21 protein-coding genes are annotated in these 21,153 nt (G+C 53.2%); 14 read left to right on the forward strand and 7 right to left on the reverse strand.

Annotation, left to right across the window (positions count from 1 at the left end; genetic code table 11):
* The first annotated feature begins 356 nt into the window (after nt 1-356).
* From OCV58_RS00985 to OCV58_RS01015, 8 genes are all read left to right on the forward strand, one after another.
* A complete protein-coding gene (locus tag OCV58_RS00985) occupies nt 357-890 on the forward strand; it encodes a hypothetical protein (RefSeq protein WP_154876617.1) in 534 nt (177 codons plus the stop codon).
* A 251-nt stretch (nt 891-1,141) separates the two neighbouring features.
* Nucleotides 1,142-1,420, forward strand: a complete 279-nt coding sequence (locus OCV58_RS00990) for a hypothetical protein (RefSeq protein WP_198643472.1) — start codon at nt 1,142-1,144, stop codon at nt 1,418-1,420.
* Between the two features lie 287 nt (nt 1,421-1,707).
* A complete protein-coding gene (locus OCV58_RS00995) occupies nt 1,708-1,941 on the forward strand; it encodes a DNA packaging protein (protein ID WP_107195866.1) in 234 nt (77 codons plus the stop codon).
* On the forward strand, nt 1,938-3,647 hold the full coding sequence (gene terL, locus OCV58_RS01000; protein WP_107195867.1) for a phage terminase large subunit: 1,710 nt from the start codon (nt 1,938-1,940) through the stop codon (nt 3,645-3,647). The genes OCV58_RS00995 and terL overlap by 4 nt, the downstream gene beginning before the upstream one ends.
* A gap of 336 nt (nt 3,648-3,983) precedes the next feature.
* Entirely contained in the window at nt 3,984-4,232 is a 249-nt protein-coding gene (locus tag OCV58_RS12200) for a helix-turn-helix domain-containing protein (RefSeq protein ID WP_107195868.1), read from the forward strand.
* 95 nt (nt 4,233-4,327) lie between these two features.
* Nucleotides 4,328-5,857: a methylmalonyl-CoA decarboxylase subunit alpha gene (gene mmdA / locus OCV58_RS01005; protein WP_154876619.1), complete on the forward strand. Its 1,530-nt coding sequence runs from the start codon at nt 4,328-4,330 to the stop codon at nt 5,855-5,857.
* 14 nt (nt 5,858-5,871) lie between these two features.
* Nucleotides 5,872-6,378 carry a hypothetical protein gene (locus OCV58_RS01010; protein WP_154876620.1) on the forward strand — a complete coding sequence of 169 codons (507 nt, stop codon included), beginning with the start codon at nt 5,872-5,874 and terminating at the stop codon, nt 6,376-6,378.
* A gap of 29 nt (nt 6,379-6,407) precedes the next feature.
* Complete coding sequence (locus OCV58_RS01015) at nt 6,408-6,833, forward strand: biotin/lipoyl-containing protein (protein WP_154876621.1); 426 nt, start codon at nt 6,408-6,410, stop codon at nt 6,831-6,833.
* 175 nt (nt 6,834-7,008) lie between these two features.
* Here the strand turns inward: OCV58_RS01015 and OCV58_RS01020 are convergent, their stop codons facing one another.
* Entirely contained in the window at nt 7,009-7,413 is a 405-nt protein-coding gene (locus OCV58_RS01020; RefSeq protein ID WP_095629344.1) for a thioesterase family protein, read from the reverse strand.
* 155 nt (nt 7,414-7,568) lie between these two features.
* On the opposite strand from OCV58_RS01020, the gene OCV58_RS01025 reads away from it, so the two are divergent.
* Together OCV58_RS01025 and OCV58_RS01030 are read left to right on the forward strand one after the other, a co-directional pair.
* The gene (locus OCV58_RS01025; protein ID WP_267312735.1) at nt 7,569-8,246 is read left to right on the forward strand and encodes a hypothetical protein; all 678 of its coding nucleotides are present in this window, start codon (nt 7,569-7,571) and stop codon (nt 8,244-8,246) included.
* A 16-nt stretch (nt 8,247-8,262) separates the two neighbouring features.
* Nucleotides 8,263-9,300: a threonine aldolase family protein gene (locus OCV58_RS01030; protein ID WP_154876622.1), complete on the forward strand. Its 1,038-nt coding sequence runs from the start codon at nt 8,263-8,265 to the stop codon at nt 9,298-9,300.
* 98 nt (nt 9,301-9,398) lie between these two features.
* On the opposite strand, the gene OCV58_RS01035 is transcribed toward OCV58_RS01030, so the two are convergent.
* Both OCV58_RS01035 and OCV58_RS01040 read right to left on the reverse strand, forming a co-directional pair.
* A complete protein-coding gene (locus tag OCV58_RS01035) occupies nt 9,399-10,910 on the reverse strand; it encodes an SLC13 family permease (protein ID WP_198947395.1) in 1,512 nt (503 codons plus the stop codon).
* A 164-nt stretch (nt 10,911-11,074) separates the two neighbouring features.
* Nucleotides 11,075-12,733: an acetolactate synthase large subunit gene (locus OCV58_RS01040; RefSeq protein WP_154876623.1), complete on the reverse strand. Its 1,659-nt coding sequence runs from the start codon at nt 12,731-12,733 to the stop codon at nt 11,075-11,077.
* Between the two features lie 215 nt (nt 12,734-12,948).
* Here OCV58_RS01040 and OCV58_RS01045 point away from each other — a divergent pair, with 215 nt between their 5' ends.
* Both OCV58_RS01045 and OCV58_RS01050 read left to right on the forward strand, forming a co-directional pair.
* Complete coding sequence (locus tag OCV58_RS01045) at nt 12,949-13,398, forward strand: 2-thiouracil desulfurase family protein (RefSeq protein WP_087477149.1); 450 nt, start codon at nt 12,949-12,951, stop codon at nt 13,396-13,398.
* Nucleotides 13,399-13,810: 412 nt separating this feature from the next.
* Nucleotides 13,811-15,190 (forward strand): ISLre2 family transposase, encoded by a 1,380-nt coding sequence (locus OCV58_RS01050; RefSeq protein WP_154876624.1) that lies wholly within the window; start codon nt 13,811-13,813, stop codon nt 15,188-15,190.
* Between the two features lie 417 nt (nt 15,191-15,607).
* On the opposite strand, the gene OCV58_RS01055 is transcribed toward OCV58_RS01050, so the two are convergent.
* The 4 genes from OCV58_RS01055 to OCV58_RS01070 form a co-directional block, all read right to left on the reverse strand.
* The gene (locus OCV58_RS01055; RefSeq protein WP_154876625.1) at nt 15,608-17,014 is read right to left on the reverse strand and encodes an SGNH/GDSL hydrolase family protein; all 1,407 of its coding nucleotides are present in this window, start codon (nt 17,012-17,014) and stop codon (nt 15,608-15,610) included.
* Nucleotides 17,015-17,110: 96 nt separating this feature from the next.
* The gene (locus OCV58_RS01060; RefSeq protein WP_154876626.1) at nt 17,111-18,394 is read right to left on the reverse strand and encodes a M48 family metallopeptidase; all 1,284 of its coding nucleotides are present in this window, start codon (nt 18,392-18,394) and stop codon (nt 17,111-17,113) included.
* Between the two features lies 1 nt (nt 18,395).
* Nucleotides 18,396-18,656, reverse strand: coding sequence for a GIY-YIG nuclease family protein (locus OCV58_RS01065; protein WP_087477970.1), 261 nt, complete (start codon nt 18,654-18,656; stop codon nt 18,396-18,398).
* Nucleotides 18,657-18,664: 8 nt separating this feature from the next.
* On the reverse strand, nt 18,665-19,141 hold the full coding sequence (locus OCV58_RS01070) for a peptidylprolyl isomerase (RefSeq protein ID WP_087477969.1): 477 nt from the start codon (nt 19,139-19,141) through the stop codon (nt 18,665-18,667).
* A 301-nt stretch (nt 19,142-19,442) separates the two neighbouring features.
* On the opposite strand from OCV58_RS01070, the gene OCV58_RS01075 reads away from it, so the two are divergent.
* A complete protein-coding gene (locus tag OCV58_RS01075; protein ID WP_154876627.1) occupies nt 19,443-20,654 on the forward strand; it encodes an MFS transporter in 1,212 nt (403 codons plus the stop codon).
* The gene (locus OCV58_RS01080; protein WP_154876628.1) at nt 20,647-21,078 is read left to right on the forward strand and encodes a MarR family winged helix-turn-helix transcriptional regulator; all 432 of its coding nucleotides are present in this window, start codon (nt 20,647-20,649) and stop codon (nt 21,076-21,078) included. The genes OCV58_RS01075 and OCV58_RS01080 overlap by 8 nt, the downstream gene beginning before the upstream one ends.
* Nucleotides 21,079-21,153 lie beyond the last annotated feature (75 nt).

Here is a 21,153-nt window from a genome sequence, read left to right on the forward strand (position 1 = left end):
TATCATTATGCGCATATTGTAGCGCCGTAATGGCTGTTGTGGCGCTTATTGTGTGCTTATTGTACATCAAGCGCCCTGCTTGTGTCTAATGCGTTTAATAAATGGTACACGTGGAGACGTGGGAAAATGTGTGTATCTATAGGCTTGCGATAGTGGAGTAATATGGTGCTGTTTGTGACTAGGGGCATCTATACGTTTTGACTGGTATGGTAGTGTGGTGGCTAAAAGACGATTAAACGTTTATTTAATTGTTATAAAACATCTGTACGAAAGGAACGCATATAAAACCAGTAGACAATGCTAGGAAACATGCGGTAAAATGTAAGTATCATCATGTGAAAAAGAGGTTATTTATTATGCGTAAATTTTTATATTGTATTACTTTATTTATGCTTTTTGTTACTATCCCTTTAAATAGTTATGCATATAAAACACCTATAGTTATAAATGATATTATAACACTAGCAGCAGGAAAAGACGCAAGGTATAATATAATCGCTTATAATTGCCCTTATAATAGCGGTGTAGATACACGTAATTTTGAAGCGATTGAAGGATCACCTAATTCATACCGATGTATCCTCTTAATATCTAAAATACCTAACGAGTTTACGCACCCTATAAATGAAAAAATGAAAATGAGAATTTACGATGTATATATGTTTTTAGAAGATAATAGCTATGTATATTCCTTTCCTATATATTGTTTTGGTACAGAAAAATTTTCCATACCTAGTTATAATACACATACTAAACCTGTTTTATTGCAGGGGCGAATTATTACTGATTTAGTACAAAGTGGCGCACAAGGTAAAAGAGGGCCAATTACATTAAAAAAAGAATATCCTATTGTACAATATATTCTTAAAGACATAACAGAACATAAATAAAAAGAAAAGCCTATCAATTAAGATAGGCTATTTTTTATCTATTTTTCGGTACAGTTCTGTTAAGGATTCTCTTTCGTCATGTGTTTCTGGATGTTCTTTTTTTCGTACATATTTTGTAATTGTGCGCGTTAAGTATCCGCTGGCCGTCGTTGTCATTGGGGGCGGAGTATACCTCTACTCCCAGCACGACCACCCAGACGATAACCCTGTCAGTGACACAGTACAACGAATTGAAATGGGAGCTGACAGTGTTGGAGCAAAACTTGACGAGATTGGAGCAGCTCTCGACCGAGGACAAATCGAAGTTAGCGGAGCTGAGGATTCAGTTGGAGAATTGCAAGGAAGCCTTGACGAACGCACAGACCTCATTGACGACAGCAAAGAGCGATTTGACCGAATTGAAGAAATCCTTAACGACATTGCAGACCGAAATGGAATCAATGGAACACGAGCTGATGATCAAAGAACGGCAGAATAAAACGTGGGCTGCTCTTGCAGGAGTGGCCTTGGTCGGGTGGTGTATTAAATGAAGCGATTAATGTATATCCCAGACACAGTAAGTTATGCGTCTGCAATTCGTGAAAAATGTTTAGATTGCTGTGCAGGAAGTTCGCAAGAAGTAATGAAGTGTGATTTGGTTCGTTGTCCTTTATTCCCGTATCGTTTTGGGTGTAGTCCCCATACAGCCATAAAGAGATATAAGGATGACGTGAAAATTGTAAAAAGTCCCAGTCAGGAGTAGGACTTTTGTGTGTATTGCTCCCTTTAGGTGTAAATTCCTACGGGAGCTTTTTGTTTTTATGAAAGAGGTGGTAAAATGGCTAATTTTGAGCTTCCTAAGGAACTTCTTGACCAGTTAGCTCAGGGAGAGGTGCAAGCACTATTAGAAGGTCTTCAAGACCCAGAATTGCGCAAAAATCCTGCATTCCTTGCTAAGGTACGGCAGTTCCTTAAAGATAACAACTTCCTAACTACCATTGAAACCGAAGGGGTAACGGAAATTCAGCAGGACGTTTCCAATATCCCTGACTTGATGAGGTTAGTCGAATGATAGAAAGAAAAACAGAATGGACGAAACGTGACATTGAGAACGCTCAGGAGAATTTCTGGGCGTTCCTTTATATTGTATGGAAAAGTATTTCCCTGCCGCCACCTACACCCATACAGGTAGACATTGCAAACTATCTGCAACACCCACCCAGCGACCGTATCATCATCGAGGGCTTTCGAGGGGTGGCAAAATCCTTCATTACCTGTGCGTTTGTCGTGTGGTGCTTATGGCTTAATAGGCAGCTAAAGGTAGAAATTGTGTCGGCTTCTGGCGACCGTGCAGATGCCAATGCTCGCTTTATCAAGCAGATTATTCACACCATACCCTTCCTCGCTGATATGAAAGCGTCGAAGGAGCAGCTGGACACACAGAACATTTTTGACGTAGGGGGAGCAATTCCCGACATTTCCCCGTCGGTAAAGTCTATTGGTATCACAGGGCAGATTACAGGTACCCGTGCTGACATCCTGATTGCCGACGACGTAGAGGTGCCGAAGAATAGTGCGACACAGACGCAGCGAGAAAAACTGTCGGAAGCCGTCAAGGAATTTGATGCTATCTTGAAACCGAATGGACGCATTATATACCTTGGGACACCACAGACGGAATCGTCTCTCTATAACATCTTAGGCGACCGTGGGTACATCACCCGTATCTGGCCTGTCGTGTACCCAGCGTTGCATCAGGTGGAAGACCACTATGGACAGAACCTTGCTCCATTTATCTGGAATAAGCTAAAGGACGACCCGTCGCTCGAAGGCAAGCCTACAGACCCCTTGCGGTTCAATGAGGAAGAAATCTTCAAGCGGTCGTTGTCCTATGGCAAGGCTGGGTTCGCATTACAGTTTATGCTCAACACACGGCTCTCGGATGCCGAGAAGTATCCTCTGAAAGTGTCTGACCTCATCGTTACTGACCTTGATATGTACGAATCGTCCGTGAAGTGGTCTTGGGCGAAATCACGTGAAAACCTCATCAAGGATATTCCCTGTACGGCCATGAAGGGGGATTATTTCTACAGCGAGTTATCCCGTAGTCCCGACACGATGCCATATGACACCACGATCATGGCGATTGACCCTAGTGGGCGTGGCACTGATGAGACGTCCTACGTGGTCTTGAAGTATCTGAACGGATACCTGTTCTTGATGGATGTCGGCGGATACAGTGAGGGTTATAGTGACCTGACGCTTACCCAGCTTGCGACACGTGCTAGATTCTGGGATGTGGACTTAGTAATCGTCGAAGCCAACTTTGGGGATGGTATGTTTACCAAAGTCATGACACCGATATTCAACAAAATTCATCCCTGTGGTATCGAAGAAGTGAAATCCACAGGCCAAAAGGAAGCTCGTATTATTGATACCCTTGAACCTGTCATGATGCGACATAAGCTCATCGTGAACCGTCCGATAATTGAAGCGGACTACAAGGTATTTACGGAAAAGAAGTACGAGTATTCCCTTGTGTACCAGATGACCCGTTTGTGCAGGGAAAAGAACGCCCTGCCCCATGATGACCGTCTGGATGCCCTAGCAATGGGTGTTGGTCATTTTGTGGAAATGATGGATGTTGCAGACGAAGATAAAATCATGGAACTGACGGAAGAACAGCTTGAGCATTGGATGGAAGTCAGCGTGTTGGAAGAATATGCAAATATTGATTATAGACATGCAATGGTTAAAGCCATAAGGGACACGAGGTGAAATAGGTTGGTTGCACTAATACACTACGTCTAGGTTGGTTGCACTAATTGAAGAAGGTGCCAAAAGGTTACATATAGTACCAATAAGAACCATACAGCATCCATGAACATAGTATTGTATGAATAATTATTGTACTCATAAGTGCCCTTATGGTCTTATAAGTTCATTACGGTTCTTATGAGTTTCTATAGTCTAATTAATGATTATTAATTAATGATTCATAAGGTATCTCTATAGTTGATTATTAATGATTATCTATAGAGATACCTTTATTTGTTCTTATGCTTATCTTTATTTTCCCTTGTCATATTTTCATAGGAAGGAGAATGTGATATAATGCTTAATGGTTATCTCAAATTACCAAAGGAATCTTTTCTTACCACCCCTAACCATGTGTGGGAGAATCGTATCACCTTTACGCCACGGGAACTCCATGAGCTATTGGGTGTCCCGTTGTCAACAATTTATGCTTTGTGTGCTTCTGGTAAACTAAAAGCCTTCCGTGTAGGCTCACGGTGGCTGGTGCATCGGGACGGCTTGTACGACTTTCTACAAGACCAAATAGATAGCTCCATAATCCTATAAGCACTCATAAGCACTAATTAATGGGATGAACGGCATGGTTAAGCTGTTTTTGGTATATTATAAAACTATGCGACATGTTGCAATGGAGGTGCATTATGGCTACAGTTCAAGAAAAAATCGCTCAATTTCATGAAAAACTGAAAACCATTGAAATGGGCGGCGGTCAAAAACGCATTGATAAACAGCACGCACAAGGAAAGATGACGGCGCGGGAACGGCTGAACAAGCTCTTCGACGAAGGCAGCTTTACGGAAATCAGCCAGTTTATCCGCCATCGCTGCACGAATTTTAACATGCAGGAAAAAGACATTCCCGGTGACGGCGTCGTGACGGGATACGGCACCGTAAACGGCCGTCTCGTCTTCGCCTATGCCGAAGATTTCACCGTCGAAGGCGGTTCTCTCGGCGAGATGCATGCTCATAAAATCTGCCAGGTTCAGGAAATGGCCCTGAAGATGGGCGCTCCGATTATCGGCATCAACGACTCGGGCGGCGCGCGCATCCAGGAAGGCGTAGACGCCTTGTCCGGCTTCGGCCGCATTTTTATGAACAATACGTCGGCTTCGGGCGTCATTCCCCAGATCTCGGTCATCATGGGGCCCTGTGCCGGCGGCGCCGTATACAGCCCGGCTTTGACGGATTTCATTTTCATGGTTAAAAATACGTCGAATATGTTTATTACAGGCCCGACAGTTATCAAATCGGTTACGGCCGAAGAAGTTTCGTCTGAAGAATTAGGCGGCGCTATGACGCACAATTCCGTGTCCGGCGTAGCTCACTTTGCCTGCGAAAACGAAGACGACTGCATTGCTAAAATCAAATATCTCCTCGACTTCCTGCCGAGCAATAACATGGAGGAAGCGCCTATCGCCGAAACGAACGACGATCCGCAGCGTCAGGACGAAAGCCTGAATTCGGTCATCCCCGACAGCAGCAACATGCCTTACGACATGCTCGACGTCATTAAATCCTGCGTCGACAACGGCGAAATCTATCAGGTATTGGAAAATTACGCCTTAAATATCATTACCTGCTTCGCCCGCTTCGACGGCCAGACTGTCGGCATCATTGCCAACCAGCCGAAATTCCTGGCCGGCTGCCTGGACATCAACGCGTCCGATAAGGCGGCCCGCTTCATCCGCTTCTGCGACAGCTTCAACATCCCTCTCGTCACCTTCGTCGACGTGCCGGGCTTCCTGCCGGGAACGACGCAGGAATTCGGCGGCATCATCCGCCACGGTGCGAAGATGCTCTACGCGTACTGCGAAGCGACGGTGCCGAAGGTAACCGTTGTTACGCGCAAGGCCTACGGCGGCGCGTATATCGCCATGTGCTGCCGCCAGCTCGGCGCAGACATGGTATTTGCCTGGCCGACGGCTGAAATCGCCGTCATGGGTCCGGATGGCGCGGCCAATATCATCTTTAAGCGCGATCCGGAAAAAGAAAAGAAGAAACAAGAATATATTACGGAATTTTCCACGCCGTACAAAGCGGCGGAACACGGCTATGTAGACTGCATCATCGAGCCGAAGGAAACGCGTCCCCGCATCATCGACGCCTTGGCTATGCTGTACAGCAAGCGGGAAGAACGCCCGTCTAAGAAGCACGGCAATATGCCGTTATAAGGGGAGGGATGGCTATGGATTTGCAACTATTGGCCCTGATCGTCTTGGCTATCCTGTGCGTGCTGCAGTGGCGTCATTCCGCAAGCCGCATGCAGGAGATGGAACGGAAGATTGCCGAGCTGGCAGAGGTGAAGGATGATTTGCAGCGCCTGTTGGCTAAGCAGGGGCAGCAAACTGCGCCTGCACCAGCATCGCAAACAGCCGCGCCGCAGCCTGTGCAGGAAGAAGACGCGCCGAAGGAAGAACCCGTTCCGACCCATGCCGTAGCGGCGCACCAGTCTGTCGTGCCCGTAGGGCAGCGGCAGCCCGCCGTCGTCGCCGCCCGTCCTATGGCGACCGTTCCGGCGGAACCGACGGCGCCGCAGGCCGACGTTTCCGACATTTCGCCGGAAGTCGTCGCCGTGATCATGGCGGCCGTCGCAACTTACGGCTATTCGCCGGCGGCTATCCGCTCGATTAAAGCGAAGAAAGGGCAGAACAAACATTGGATTATGGCCGGCCGCCTGGCCGGTATGCGGTAAGATATATATTTTCGCCAGGAGGATATAGAATGAAAAAGTTTAAAATAACGGTAAATGGACAAGCATATGAAGTAGAAGTAGAAGAAATCGGCGGCGCTGCGCCCGCTCCTGCCGCCGTTCCGACTCCGGTTGCTCCTGCTCCGGCTCCGCAGCCTGCCGCCCCGGCAGCTCCGTCCGCTGCGCCTGCGACGCCTGCCGCCGCCCCGTCTTCGGCCGCTATGGAACCGATTCCCGACGGCGCCGTCGTCATTAAAGCTCCCATGCCCGGTAAGATTTCAGCCTTGAAAGCCGAAGCCGGCCAGGCAGTCAAACGGGGCGACGTCCTGCTCGTACTGGAAGCCATGAAAATGCAGAACGATATTACGGCGACTGCCGAAGGCAAGCTCCACAGCCTGCGGGTCAACGTAGGCGACAACGTCAAGACCGGTGACGCCTTGGCCGTTATCGTACAGTAAGAAAAAAGGTATATCGTCATATTGGCAAGGGAGAGGGTCAAATTCTGCGCTGAATTTGGCCCTTTTGGCGTGCCTTCATTTGGACTCGGAATAGAGACGCGCTGCTGCAAGGTCTGCCAGAGGCAAAGAACCCGCCGGTTCGGCTGAACCGGCGGGTTGTGTCATACTGAATGGATTATTTTTTCAATTCTTTTTTCGCTTCGGCTTTAGCCAGGAAGGGAGCCGATTCGATGATGAAGCGGTCGTGCGTCGCTTCGCCGACCTTGCCGGCGTCGTCGAAAGCTTCGATTTTGAAGGACAGCTTCTTTCTGTCCTGTTCGACGAGGGTTGCTTTCGCCGTTACGGTCAGGCCGATAGGCGTTGCGGCCAGGTGCTTGACGCTGATGGCGATGCCGACGGTGTTGTAGCCTTCGGGAAGCTGGCTTTCGCAGGCCAGGATGGCTGCGTTTTCCATCAGGGCGACGAGGGCCGGCGTAGCGTATACGGGCGATTTGCCGCTGCCCATTTTGATGGCCGTATTGTCCAGTACGACGACTTCGGAAATTTCACCTTGCGAATTCGGTTTGATTGTAAAGTCCATGATTGTTCCTCCTAATTGCGATTAAATTACAGTACCACTATACCATACTTGCCAAGGTTGTGCCACTATTTTTTGACACCGTACTTTAAATATTATAGAATAACGGTATTGGGAGTATCAACAATACGGAAATGTATCCAAATGAGGATGTGACAATGGTGAAGGTAAAAGCAGGAATACTCGCCGCGGCGGCCGTACTGTCCCTGACAATGCCGCTGCTGGCTAAAGACAAGGGGACGGAGACGCCCTTTCCGAACTGGGGGATTATCACCGTGCCCGACGGCCTGTATATGGAAGAAGGGTACCAGCCGCTGCTCACGGCGGAAAGCTACGGCAACGACGTGGCGGCTATGCTGGAACGGATTTATCCTATAGAGCCGCAGACGTATCAACTGGTAAAGCGGGACGGCGCTTCGTTCCAATACGGATATATGCTCCGCTACAGCGCCAATATTTGGGAGGTCGAAGCGGCCGTTGACCGGCAGCGCGAAAAGGCCGGCATACTGCACAGCGCCGGCGTCAAGCCCAATATGGACGTGCTCATGGAGCGTACGGCGGCGTTGATGAAGCAGTGCCTGCCTGAAGGCTTCAAGGTCGTACGGCCTATGAGTGCTAAAAAGTTCAGAGGCCATATGTTTTATGAATGCACGCTCCAGCGCAAGCTTATCATCAACGAGACGAATTTTGCCGAAACGATACATTGCCTGGCCTGGCAGCACGGCAGCTCCGTAGAAATTGCCATCCTGTTCGCCAATGAAGCCGATCAGGACGACAGCTTGCTTTCCGTCATGACGGATATGCTGAAAAACGCTGAAAAAATGCCTAAAAAATAAATGAGGAGGAATACAGATGGTACGATTTGAATGCGATTATTTGGAGGGAGCGCCCTTGCCGGTGCTGGAAGCCATTGCCAAGGCTAATTTGGAGCAGAATCCGGGATATGGGTTCGACTCTCATTCCGACCATGCCCGCGACTTGATTCGCCAGGCTTGCCAGGCTCCGGAGGCCGGCGTATATTTCCTCGTCGGCGGCACCCAGGCCAACCTTACGGTCATCGCTTCCTGCCTGAAAAACTATCAGGGCGTCATTGCGCCGCAGACGTCCCATATTTTCAACCATGAAACGGGCGCTATCGAAGCGACGGGCCATAAAATCCTGTCGGTCGAAACGGCGGACGGAAAGCTGACAGCTCAGCAGGTACGCGACGTCTGCCAGGCCTACTGGAAGGAAACGCATGCTCTGTTCTTTGTACAGCCCGGCATGGTCTATATTTCCCAGACGACGGAGGTCGGCACCATGTACAGCCGCGCTGAAATCGCCGCCATTCACGACGTCTGCAAGGAATACGGCATGAAATTATTCGTCGACGGGGCCCGCCTCGGCTACGCCCTGGCCGCGCCGGACAGCGACATGACCCTGGCCGATCTGCCGCAGATCTGCGACGTCTTTACCGTAGGCGGTACCAAGCAGGGCGCTTTATTCGGAGAAGCCGTCGTCATCATGGACGAAGACCTGTCCAAGGAATTTCCCTACCACATCAAGCAGCGCGGCGGTCTCCTGGCCAAGGGCTGGCTCTTAGGCGTACAGTACGAAGCGCTGTTTACGGACGACTTATACATGAAGAGCGCCCGTCACGCCGCCGACCTGGCCGTCAAGGTGTACAAGGGCCTGAAAGAAGCGGGCTATTCCTTCTTGTATGAGCATCAGACGAACCAGCAGCTGCCGATCGTGACGGAAGAACAGCTGAAGACGATCAGCCAATCCTATTCGGTAGACCACTTCGCCGATTTGCCCGATGGCCGCATCGCCATCCGCATCTGCACGTCCTGGGCGACGAAGGAAGAAGACGTCGACGCCTTGCTGGCCTTTATGAAGACGCTGAAATAAGCGGTATAACTCAACGATAAAAAAAGAACAGCCCTGAAACGGCGCAATTCCGTTTTCAGGGCTGTCTTTGTATTGTATATATTGTTGTATAGAAGCTGTTAGGAAATAACCCATTTGACGACGTATATTGCCAAGGGGATGGTGACGCAGGCGATGCCGATGATGTCGATGTATACGCCCGTCTTGATCATCTTGGTGATGGGGATGTAGCCGCTGGCGTACACGATGGCGTTCGGCGGCGTCGAGACGGGAAGCATGAAGCCCAGCGACGAGGCCAGGGCGATGGCTACGGCGACGGGAACGGGATTGAAGCCGGCAGCCATGGCAGCCGTAATACCCAAGGGGCCGACCATGTTGGTAGCTGCCGTGTGGGACGTGAGTTCCGACATGAGGAGGGACATGACGGCGAATACGGCGATGAGGGCTACCTCCGACGGATTGCCGCCGAGGGCGTCGATGATGAGCGTGCCGAACCATGTCGACAAGCCTGTGGCGTACATCATCGTACCCATCGACAGGCCGCCGCCGAAGAGGAGGAGGGTACCCCATTCGATGCCCTTAGCCGCTTCCTTCCACGACAAGGTAAACTGCCGTTCCTTGAAGTTGACCGGCAGGAGGAATAAGGCCAGCGCGCCGATGAGGGCGGCGACAGCTTCGGGGAACAGGCGGTTGTACAGCTTAATCATCGGGCTGCCCGGTTCGAGGACGATGCTCATGATGCCCGGCGTCACCCAGAGGACGATGGCGACGATAAAGGCGATCAGCGTATTTTTCTGGGCCCGCGTCCATTTTCCCAGCTCCTGGCGGCGGGCGGCGATGAATTCGTCGGCGCCGGCGATTTCCGAAACCTCCAGCGGATACATGCGGGCGAGGACGACGTAGGCGATGATGAAGTACAGGATCGTGCTGACGGCCCCCCAGACCATCCAGTCGAAGAAGGAGACATAAATGTGGCTCATTTCGCTCAGAAAGCCGACGATAATCAAGTTGGGCGGCGCGCCGATCGGCGTGAGCGACCCGCCGATGGATGCGGCATAGGCCGTCATGAGCATGATGCCCGTAGCGTATTTTGACGTGTGCAAGTCTAAAATTTTGCCTTGGGCAGCGAACATTTCCTTAATAGCTCCTAACAACCCCAGGGCAATGGGGAACATCATAGCCGTCGTCGCCGTGTTGCTGACCCAGCCGGAGCACAGGGCCGTCGCCAGCCCCATGGCCAGGAGGATCTTCTTGGGATTCGAGCCGACCCAGCGGCGCGACAGGAGCCAAAAGGCGAAGCGCTTGTCCAGATGGTGATGCATCATGGCCGTCGCCAGCATGAAGCCGCCCATAAACAGGAAGATGAGCGGGTTGGCAAAGGCGCTGAAGGCCGTTGAGGCCGGTACGATGCCGATGACGACGGCCAGCGTCGGGCCGAGGAGCGCCGTGACCGGCAGGGGCAGCGGCTCTGTAATCCACCATAAGGCGACGAGCGTCATCAAGGCCAGCAGCTTATGGGCTGCCAGGGATAAGTCGGGCATAGGCGTTAAAAAGACGAGAAGGGCGCAGATAGGCGCGCCGAACAGACCGATGGTCCGCCTTCTCCGATCAAATGCAGATGTATGGCTCAATATAGGGCACCTCTTTCACATAAAATCAACTTGCCTGCGCGGAAGAAGGACGCGCAGATATAAGCAACCTATATTATAGCACTGTACTTTAAAGTATTGTAGAAATATACGTCATAATACAGAAAAAGAACTGAAAAATTTCAGTCCTTTTTCGTATACTTCTCTTATAAATTTGGCATAAGCTCTTTTAAGTGTTCCGTCAGCTTCATGTTTTCGCCGTAGTCGACGGGGCAGTCGATGATGACAGGCCGGTCCTGGGTGAAGGCCTCTTCCAGCGCAGGCAGCAGGTCTTCCGTCTTTTCGATGCGGTAGCCTATGGCTCCGACGCTTTCGGCGAATTTGACGAAGTCCGGATTGGTGAAATCGACGTAGGCGTGATGGCCGAACTGCATGTCCTGCTTCCACTTGATGAGGCCGTAGCTGCAGTCGTTGAAGATGAGGGTGACGAAATTCGTGCCCAGACGGTAAGCCGTTTCAAACTCCTGGCAGTTCATCATGAAGCCGGCGTCGCCGGTAATCGCCAGGACCTTCTTGTTGGGATGGACGAGCTTGGCGGCGATAGCGCCGGGGACGGCGATGCCCATGGTGGCGAAGCCGTTGGAAATAATGCACGTATTGGGCTTATAGCAGTTGTAGTGGCGGGCGATCCAGACCTTGTTGGCGCCGACGTCGGAAATGATGATGTCGTCTTCGCCCATGACCCGGCGGCAGTCGATGAGGGCCTTCTGCGGCTTGACCGGGAAAGACTGATCGGAGGCGTAGCTTTTGTGTTCTTCCACCATGCGGCGGCGTATATCCAGGGCGTACGTCGGTTTCTGCAGGCGGGCGGCCTTTTCCAGGATGCGGCTCAGGGAGTCCGTAATATCGCCGACGACTTCTACGGCCGGTTCGTAGTTTTTGTTAATATCGGCCGGCATGGTATCGATGTGAATGATGTCGGCCTGGCTCAGATGCCACTTGGCCGGGGCGTATTCGATGATGTCATAGCCGATGGCGATGACCAGGCTGGCCCGTTCCAGCACCTTGGTCTGGTAGTCTTCCATAGGAATGCCTACGGTCCACAACGAATAGGGGTTGTCAAAGGGAATGACGCCCTTGGCCATCATCGTATTGATGACCGGGATTTTCAGCGTTTCGGCAAATTTCGTCAGCATCTCCGAGGCGTGGTTGCGGATGGCGCTGCTGCCGGCCAGGATGACCGGATTTTTGGCGTAGGAAATCATGGCCGCCGCCGCTTCGATCTGCGACTGCAGGGCCGTTTCCGGCAGGATAGCCTTGCGCTGCATAGGCCGTTCCGTATCGGCGACGGGCATGTGGCTGATGTTTACGGGCAAGTCGATGAAGGTCGCCCCCGGCTTTTCCCGTTCGGCGTATTTGAAGGCCAGGCGGGTGATTTCGGCCATCGTGTCGGGGCGGACGACGGTGTAGGCCCGGCGGGTAATAGGCTCGAACATGGAGCGCAAATCTAAATACTGATGGGCCGTAATGTGCATCTTATCCGTGCCGACCTGGCCGGAAATGGCGACGAGGGGCGCGCCGTCGCAGTCGGCGTCGGCCACTCCCGTAATGAGGTTCGTCGCGCCGGGGCCGAGGGTCGCCATGCAGACGCCGGCCTTGCCGGTCAGGCGGCCGTAGACGTCGGCCATAAAGGCTGCGCCCTGCTCGTGGCGGACGGTGATAAATTCGATTTTCGAACGTTCCAAGGCATTCATGATAGACAGGTTTTCTTCGCCGGGAATGCCGAATATGTAATGGACTCCCTCTTCTTCCAGGCATTCGACCAGTAAATCGGCCGTATTGCGCTGTTTTTTCGTTCTTGTCATAGGAAATCTCCTTTCGTCGCTGCGTATCTTGCCCGTATTATAGTATGACCGCTGTACTTTTGCAATTTTATCCCGTATAATTTAATGGAAATTTAATATTTTTTCATGGCGGCAATGGGCCGTATATGCTGTAGATATGCAGTTTTTCTGTTATCGAAAGGGAAAAATTATTTTAGTATATGAAAATGCATTTTTAAGAATAGGAGCGTGCAATTATGAACGTATTGATAAGCGCCTGCCTGCTGGGCCTTGCCTGCCGCTACGACGGGCAGAGCAAAGGATATTCCGCCGTCGAAGCGTTGCTGAAGGAAGCCGATATTCACCTTATCCCCTTTTGTCCCGAGCAGGGCGGCGGACTGGCTACGCCTCGCGACCCGGCGGAACGGCAGGGCGGCGCAGTGCGGACGAAAAGCGGCCGGGACGTGACGGAGCAGTATCGCCGCGGCGCGGCTATGGCTTTAAATTTGGCGAAGACCTTCGGCTGCACCGTCGCCGTGCTGAAAGAAAAAAGCCCGTCCTGCGGCAGCGGCCGGATTTACGACGGCACGTTTACGCGGACGTTGACGGCAGGCGACGGCGTGACAGCAGAGCTGCTGAAGAACTACGGTATTACTGTCGTCGGCGAAAGCCAGATCGAAAAATTTTTGAGCCAAGCGTTAACATAAGTGGATTGTAAAGAAACAAAATCCCCTTTGCCTGTTCATGAAATACCCTAATTTGCTCTTTCAACAAAAAAATATTTCATGAACAGGCATTTTTTTACATGAAATTTTTCCCTTTCTCTGCTTTAAATGCAATATAAAGATGGGGGGATTGATAGTAGTGATACTATAGCCTGTTCCCGAATTTTATTGGGGTGGCCTGAGAATAAGAAACACATTAAAATTACTATAAATATTGTGAAAATTCATAATATTTTAACTAAAATACAAGTTTATCGTAAAATAATAACAAAGTGGTTAGTGTAAAATAATTGTGGGAAAACTTTACTGCACAAAAGTGAAGAACATATAAAAAGAGAAGGAACTTCTTTGGTATAATGAAATCACCACAATCTCACGCAAAGGAGTCCTTCTCATGAACATTATACAACAGATTCTTTCTCTCAGTACAGACTTTTTCAACACAAATATGGAATCGTTAGTAACGGGCCAGGCGTCCCTGACCGACGTGACGCTGGCTGTACAAGAGTTTGTGCAGAACCTAGGGCGGGAGGTGTTGTCGGCAATGTTAGAACAGGCCGATGAAGCCATCTATGAAACGGTGAAGCCGCAACGTACCTATCAGATCAAAGAAACAGCCCGTTCGCGTACCTTGGTAACCACGTTTGGAGAAATCACCTTTCACCGCCGGTATTACCGACAGAAAGACACGGGCCGCTACACCTATCTGCTGGACGAATGGTGCCAGCTACCGGCGTACAGCCGGATCGAGGCTTCCTGTCAGGCCCGAATGGCAGAACATGCCAAGGATATGAGTTATGCGAAAGCAGCCCAAGTAGCCACTCCGGTCCCGGTAAGCAAACAGAGCGTGCGGAACGTCTTATGCCGGTTGGGGACGATCCCCAATACGGCGGCTCCCCTGCCGGAACGGAGGCCGAAGGTATCCGAACTGTTCATCGAAGCCGACGAAGACCATGTGGCTATGCAGCAGGGAAACAGCCGGCAGCTGCGGCTGGCCTATGTATATGAAGGGAAAGTAGCGGAGGGAAAAAAACGGAGAACACTGACAGCCAAACGGGTGTTTACGGGATATGGGATGCCTTGGAAGGAAATCAAGGAATATATCCAAACCGTATACGACAGTCCAGAGATTACGATTCTGGGAGACGGGGCGGCGTGGATACAGAGCGCGACGTCGTACCTGGAAAAGAGCCGCTGCGTCACGGACGGATTTCATGTTGTCAAATACTTGCGGCAGATAGCGGGGACGGAAACGATCCAACCTCTGTATGACGCCTTGCTGGCCAATGACCGGGAGCAATTCTGCCGGGAAGCTGAACAGAAGATACGGCACCGTCCGTATCGGAGAAAAGCGATTCGAAGAGGTCAGCAATATATCCTGAACCATTGGGAAGGGATTCGGGACTGGCTGCAGAACCGGGAGACATTCGCCAGCAGTACGGAAGGGCATGTCAGCCATATCCTGTCGGCCCGGCTGAGCTCACGTGGAATGGGCTGGAGCAAAGACGGGGCGGAACGGATTGCCCGATTGCGGACGCTGGCAGAAAACGGCGGCGACGTGTGGCGCTATGCCTTAGATTGCCTGACGAAGAAACACTCCGATACAGTACCAGACCTGAATTCACAGGAACTGACGCGGCAATGCCGACGCCAGCGGCTGCCGTACTGCGTGTATGATGCAGAGCACAGCTGCCGTATGCCGGGGAGCGAAGGCGCATTACACGGAAGATGGATGAAAGATATCCAAAACAGTGGATATCACCCTATACATTAGATACTAAAAGGCTGGATTTACATGCCAAGATGTTTCTGTCAAATATATACCCACAACAACTTGACACTGTCGCGCCATGACGCGCGCCTTGACGGCAGCGGGCTCAGCCGTTATAATAAAAGTGAAAAAAGCGAGGCCCTGTGCCAACACACGGTATAGCCCCCGCAATGGTTACAAAATTGTAGCCGTCTTAGCTCGCGAAAACTAAGGTGACGGCTACTTTTTTTGTTACATTTTGCAACAAAACCACAAGAACGATGAGTAATAACAACGTTATGTTTGTATCGCTCATGGGCATCACCCCCGTTTCGTGCAGATTCGGGGCTTTTTTCACCGCCTGCCGTGATGGCAGCAGGATTTCAACCAATGCAAATACCCGTCCGGCCGATTGTCGCCGAGACGGGTATTTTATATGCTTTACGATTTATCATCAGCGTTCCACGCTTCGTCGGGAAGGGCCGTAATATCCGGCCAGGCTGCGTTGATAGCTTCGGCCATGAGGCGCTTGCCCGGCGGGTCGAGGTGGAGCCCGTCGACGGCCAGGTCTTCCCGCAGCTCGCCTCGTTCGTCGGCCATGCCCGGCGTAATGTCTACGTGAACCTGGGTCTTCACATAGGAATTGACCGCCGCAATGGCTTCGCGCCAGCTCCGTACCGTGTCCTGCCCAAAGGCCGCGCGGATGTTGTCCGGGTTGAGGGGCGGCAAGGTTAGAAAGACGGGGCGGATGCCGTATGCCAGGCATTTCGCTTTGACCTGTTCCATGTCGGCGATGACGTCGGCCGGCTCGACGCCGGCGCGGAGGCTGTTCGTCCCCATGAGGATGAGCAAGTACGGCGGCCGAAAGGGCGCGACGTCCTTGTCAAACCGCTCGACGGCCGTGCGGCTCGTGTCGCCGCTGAAGGACAGGTTGACCGTAGGGAACACGAGGTAATGGCCGTAGCTGAATTCCCAGTCCGCCGGCGAATAGGACACGCTGCCGCCGCCGTGGCTGATGCTGTCCCCGTAGATAGCGGCCGCGCAGGGCCGGCCCGGGTCGGTCGTATACGACGAGGCGTCGGAGTACACGCCCAAAGGACTGCCGTCGCTGCGGACGGCCCGGACGCGCCAATAGAAGGGCTGCGCCGACATGCGCGCCTGGCTGTCGTACTGATGGGCGATTGACGTCGTATAGACGGCGATGCGGTGCGTCGAGGGCGCTGTGCCGTTGGGATTTTCCGGCGGCGCGTCGAGGATTTCTACTTCGTAATGGTCGGCATCGGGCATGGCAATCCAGTCGTACACGGGATAGAGCAAGGTCTGCCCCTGGCCCTGATTGTACGTCGACAAGGGAACGGGCTTGACTACGTCCTGTTTCTGCCAGTCTACGGGCAGGGGCTCCAGCTCGGAAAAGGGGCCGATGGCTTGGCCGCGCAGGTTCAGGGGCTTGACGCGCCAGTACAGGACGGGCTCGCGGCAGCCGGCGGGAAGCAGGAGCTCGCAGGCCGTATTATAGACGCGCTGCACCGCCATGACCGGCTCGTAGCACGGAGACGGGCCGCCGCCATGACGCTTTACAACCTGCACGTCGTACATGACGGCGCCGTCGATACGGCTCCAGCGCAGGACCGGCCGGGCCGATGCCAGATCGTCTGCCGTATAATGTGCTATGACAACGGGCTGATGCCGGCAGTCTGTCTCCGCGTGGTCGATCAACAGATGTCGGGCTTGTTCCATCGGCGGGTCGACAAGCTCCTGGGGCTCTGCCGTCTGATAGGCCACGGCGACGAGGCCCGCACCCAGGGTAAGGGCTGTCAGGACGGCGCAGCAGAAAGCGCTGTAACGCATGGCCTTCTCCTCCTTTCTCAAAATCAAAGGCAGCATAACGACGCGCCGCCGTCGGGCAGGAAGTCTGTCCCGTCGGCGGCGCGTATCGTATTGAGCCTACGAAGCTTCGGCAGGCTGCTGGGCTTCCGCCGCGGCCTGTTCGGCTTCTTCTTTGGCTTTCTTATCTGCTTCGTACTGTTTTTTCCACTCTTTGTTGAGCTTCTTGATTTCCTTTTCCGACAACATGGCCGGCTCGGCCTTCAAGGCCTTTTCCAAGGACTGGGTAATAGCCCCTCCGTCGTCGCCGGGCGCGCAGGTCATGATGCGCAGGCCGTTGACGTAAATGTCGGAGCCATGCTGGGCTACGTTCCATGCCGGCGGATAGATGGGGGCGTCCTTGTCGGCCTTCTTGCCCTTTTTGTCCTGCTGGTTCAGCGGCACGGCCTGAACCTCGTCTTCATCGATGGCCTCGCCGTACTCGTTGTGGGTCACGCGGGCCAGATTGCCCGCCGCCAGAAAGGCCCTGCGCCGCGGCGAGTAGTCGCCCGACGGGACGGGATGGATGACCGGCTGGGCGTTGACGTACACGACGTCGCCGCCGACCTGGACGTGGTTGCCCGACCACTGGCTCATGCGGAAGGCCAGCTTTTCAATGCGGCTAGTCATCTGCGGATGGTTGTTCGGATTGATGATGCGCTTGAAGCCTTCCTGATACAGCTCGCCGTACTGCTCGTAGACGAGCTGCATGGACGAGGCCGCGCCGCCGACGTTGTACTGGGTGTTCTTAAAGACGTCGAACCCGTGGGCGTCGGCTTCTTTTTCCTGATCCATCGTCACCACTTCGTTGTCGATGTAGTTGACGGCGACGCTGCCCAAGAGGACGTCGAGGACGTTGAGGTCGCCGCCGAGGGCCACGTCGACGAGGGTGGCGATGCCGATGCTCTTCAATACGCCGTTGACGGCGTGACGTTTTTCGCCGTGCTGCATTTCATGGCACAGCGTAAAGGCCAGCTCGTCGTCGCTCAGGGCGTCCATCATGCCCTTGTTGACGGAAATGACGCCGCCGATGGTTTCAAAGGCGTTCAGGTCCTCCGACGGATTGGCGTATACGTCGTATTGGCGTTCGATCATGCCCGTGGCTACGATGTTGCGCTGAATCCCTTCCAGGCGGTCGCCGTAGGCTTCGCCGGCGACGACACCCGTCTTGGCCTGGGTACTGGCCAGCATCTGCTGCTTCGCGCCGTCGTCCATTTTCGTCAGCTGCTGCTTGGCCAAGGTCATGGCGGCGGCCCCGTAGGCCAGGGTCTGCCACCACGACGCGGCCATAACCGTGCCGACGGGGACGGCGAACAAGGTCAGGCTCAGGAAGCCTGCCGTCAAGGCTTTCTTCCAATGTATCATGTTATACCATCTCCTTTGGCAGGGACTGGCAGAGGGCTTCTTTTTCTGCCCGGGGCATCTGCTTGATCTGCCATTCCCAGTGCATCGCGTCGTGCTTCGTCGGGAAGGCCCGGCTCCACACGAGGCGGACGGGACGACGGGAACGAGTATACTTGGCGCCGCGGCCCGCGTTGTGAGCGGCGACGCGCTTGTCTACGTCCAAGGTCCAGCCGGTGTACAGCGTGCCGTCAGCGCAGCGCACCATGTAGGTATAAAACGGCATGGAACCTCTTAGAGCGTATCCGTAATGGCGACGGTTTCGAGGACTACGTCGTCGAGAGGACGGTCAAACCGGTTCGTCGGCACCTGGCTGAGGGCTTCGACGACGTCGTAATTTTTGACGACCTTGCCGAAAATGGAGTGGTGGTTCTGGAGCCACGGCGTCGGCACGACGGTGACGAAGAACTGGGAGCTGCCCGTGTTGGGGCCGGCGTTGGCCATGGCCAGGACGCCCGGTTCGGCAAAGGTCAGGGACGGGTCGAATTCGTCAGGGATCATTTCGTCCGAACCGCCGTAGCCCGTGCCTTCGGGGTCGCCGCCCTGGATCATGAACTGGGGAATGATGCGGTGGAAAATCGTGCCGTCGTAAAAGCCCGATTCGGCCAGCTTGCGGAAGTTCGCCACCGTAATGGGCGCCTTGTCGGGGAATAATTCGACGGTGAAATCGCCGTGATTGGTCTTAAATACTGCGTATACTGTGTCTGCCATCGTACAGCCTCCTATGTGTTTTCTCTATACTACTTATATTATAGCATAAGAAGGACCGGGAATATATCCATCCAGAGAGAAGGATCCGTCCTATGCTTGTAAGAAATTATACTATATTCTCGCCTGATATGCCATGTCCCGCAGCCAATCCGTGTCGTCCTGCCGCCGGGCGGCTTGACAAATCGGAGGCGCAGCGGTATAGTATATTCATTCATCAGATATTTAACTAGTTAATTATCTGATTTTTTTATTCATCAATAGTTAACTAGTTATCTATTTTTTTCAGAAAGGATATGATTTCATGACGAAAGCTCCGTTATGGACAAGACGTTTTTTTGCTATCATTATTGCCAACGGCCTGTTATTTGCCAGCTTCCACTGCTTATTGCCGACGCTGCCCCTGTACGTGGCGTCCTTAGGCGCGTCGGGCGCGGAAATCGGCCTGATTTCCGGCATCTTCGGCGTGTCGGCCATCTTCATCCGCTTCTTTACGGATGATTTTGTCAAGCTGCTGGGCAAGAAAAAATGCTTATACCTGGGCCTGTTTTTCTCCCTCATTTCGACAGTAGCCTACGCCTTCTTCACATCCATCCACATGCTGCTGATTGCCCGTGTCGTACAAGGGCTGGGCTTCGGCCTGGGCACGACCTTTGCCGCCGCCCTGGCCGTCGACATCATCCCCTCGTCGCGGCGCGGCGAAGGTGTCGGCTATTTCGGGTTAGGCAACACCATTTCTATGGGCATCGCCCCGGCTCTGGGCGTCATGCTTCTTACTGATTTCAGCTCCGATTTCCTCTTTGCCTTTTCCACCATCGCCGCCGCCTTGGCCGTCGGCTGCACCGTGTTCTGCAGCGAATCAGCCAGCGCCGTCCGCCGCTCCCGCCGCGCGCCGAAGGTAAAGGTACCGTGGCGGAGCCGTTTCTTCGAAGCCGGCACGGGGTTTCCCTCCTTCTTTACGATGCTCTTTGGCCTGGCCTACGGCTGCGTCAATACCTTCATCGCCCTGCTGGCCCAAGAAGTCCATATTCCCAACTCAGGCTTCTTCTTCGTCGTCGGTACGGTATTCGTCTTTCTGACCCGTACCTTCGGCGGCCGGGTCTACGACAGCAAGGGGCCCTTCTGGGTACTGCTGCCGGGTATCGTCTCCTACACCGTCGGCCTGGTCGTCATCATCAACGCTACTTCCTTTACGGCCCTCATGATTGCCGCCGTCTTTTACGGCACCGGCGCAGGACTCATCATGCCGTCCCTTATGACCTGGCTGTTTAACTCCGTCGCGCCGGAACGCCGCAGCAGCGCCAGCGCTACCTACTACAACATGCTGGACGTCGGCACCAGCGGCGGCATTATCGTCCTCGGCGGCGTCGCCGGCGTCATCGGCTACGTCAACATGTTTTACTATGTCCTAGTCGCTATGGTATTGTTCTTAGCCGCTTTCTTAGGCCAGCATTTCTATAAGCCGTCGGCAGCCCGCAAGCTGATGGTGCATCAGGAGGATTCCGCTCATGGCTGATACACAGTTAGACGACGCATTAATACGGCAGCTTCACGTCACGGTCCGAGCCTTTACGAAAGGCGTCAACGAGGTCATGAAGCCCCTCGGCCTGTACAGCTCCGAGTGGACCGTCCTCAACTTCGTCGCCAAGCACGACTCCTTTCCCCAATCGGACATCGCCGCAGCCTTGGAAATCGAAGGGGCGGCCATTTCCAAGACCCTGAGCAAGATGGAGCAGAAAGGACTCATCGTGCGGACGAGCAGCCAGGACAAACGGGAAAAACGCATTTCCCTCACAGAAAAGGGCCGGGAGCTGTACCCCCTGGCAGCCCAGGCCGCCGGCAATCACCGCAGCGCCGTCTTAGCGGGCCTCTCACGGGACGACCGGCAGCAGATGCTGTCCTTCATCCAGTCCATGCTGGATCATATCCACAGCGATTAATTCATACAAAAAAACTGCAATATTGCAAATCCGTTGTATTTACAACAGACAGATACCTCCTTTGCCACTATACTT

Origin of the sequence: Megasphaera stantonii (assembly GCF_025567065.1) — a bacterium.
Taxonomy (GTDB): Bacteria; Bacillota; Negativicutes; order Veillonellales; family Megasphaeraceae; genus Megasphaera; species Megasphaera stantonii.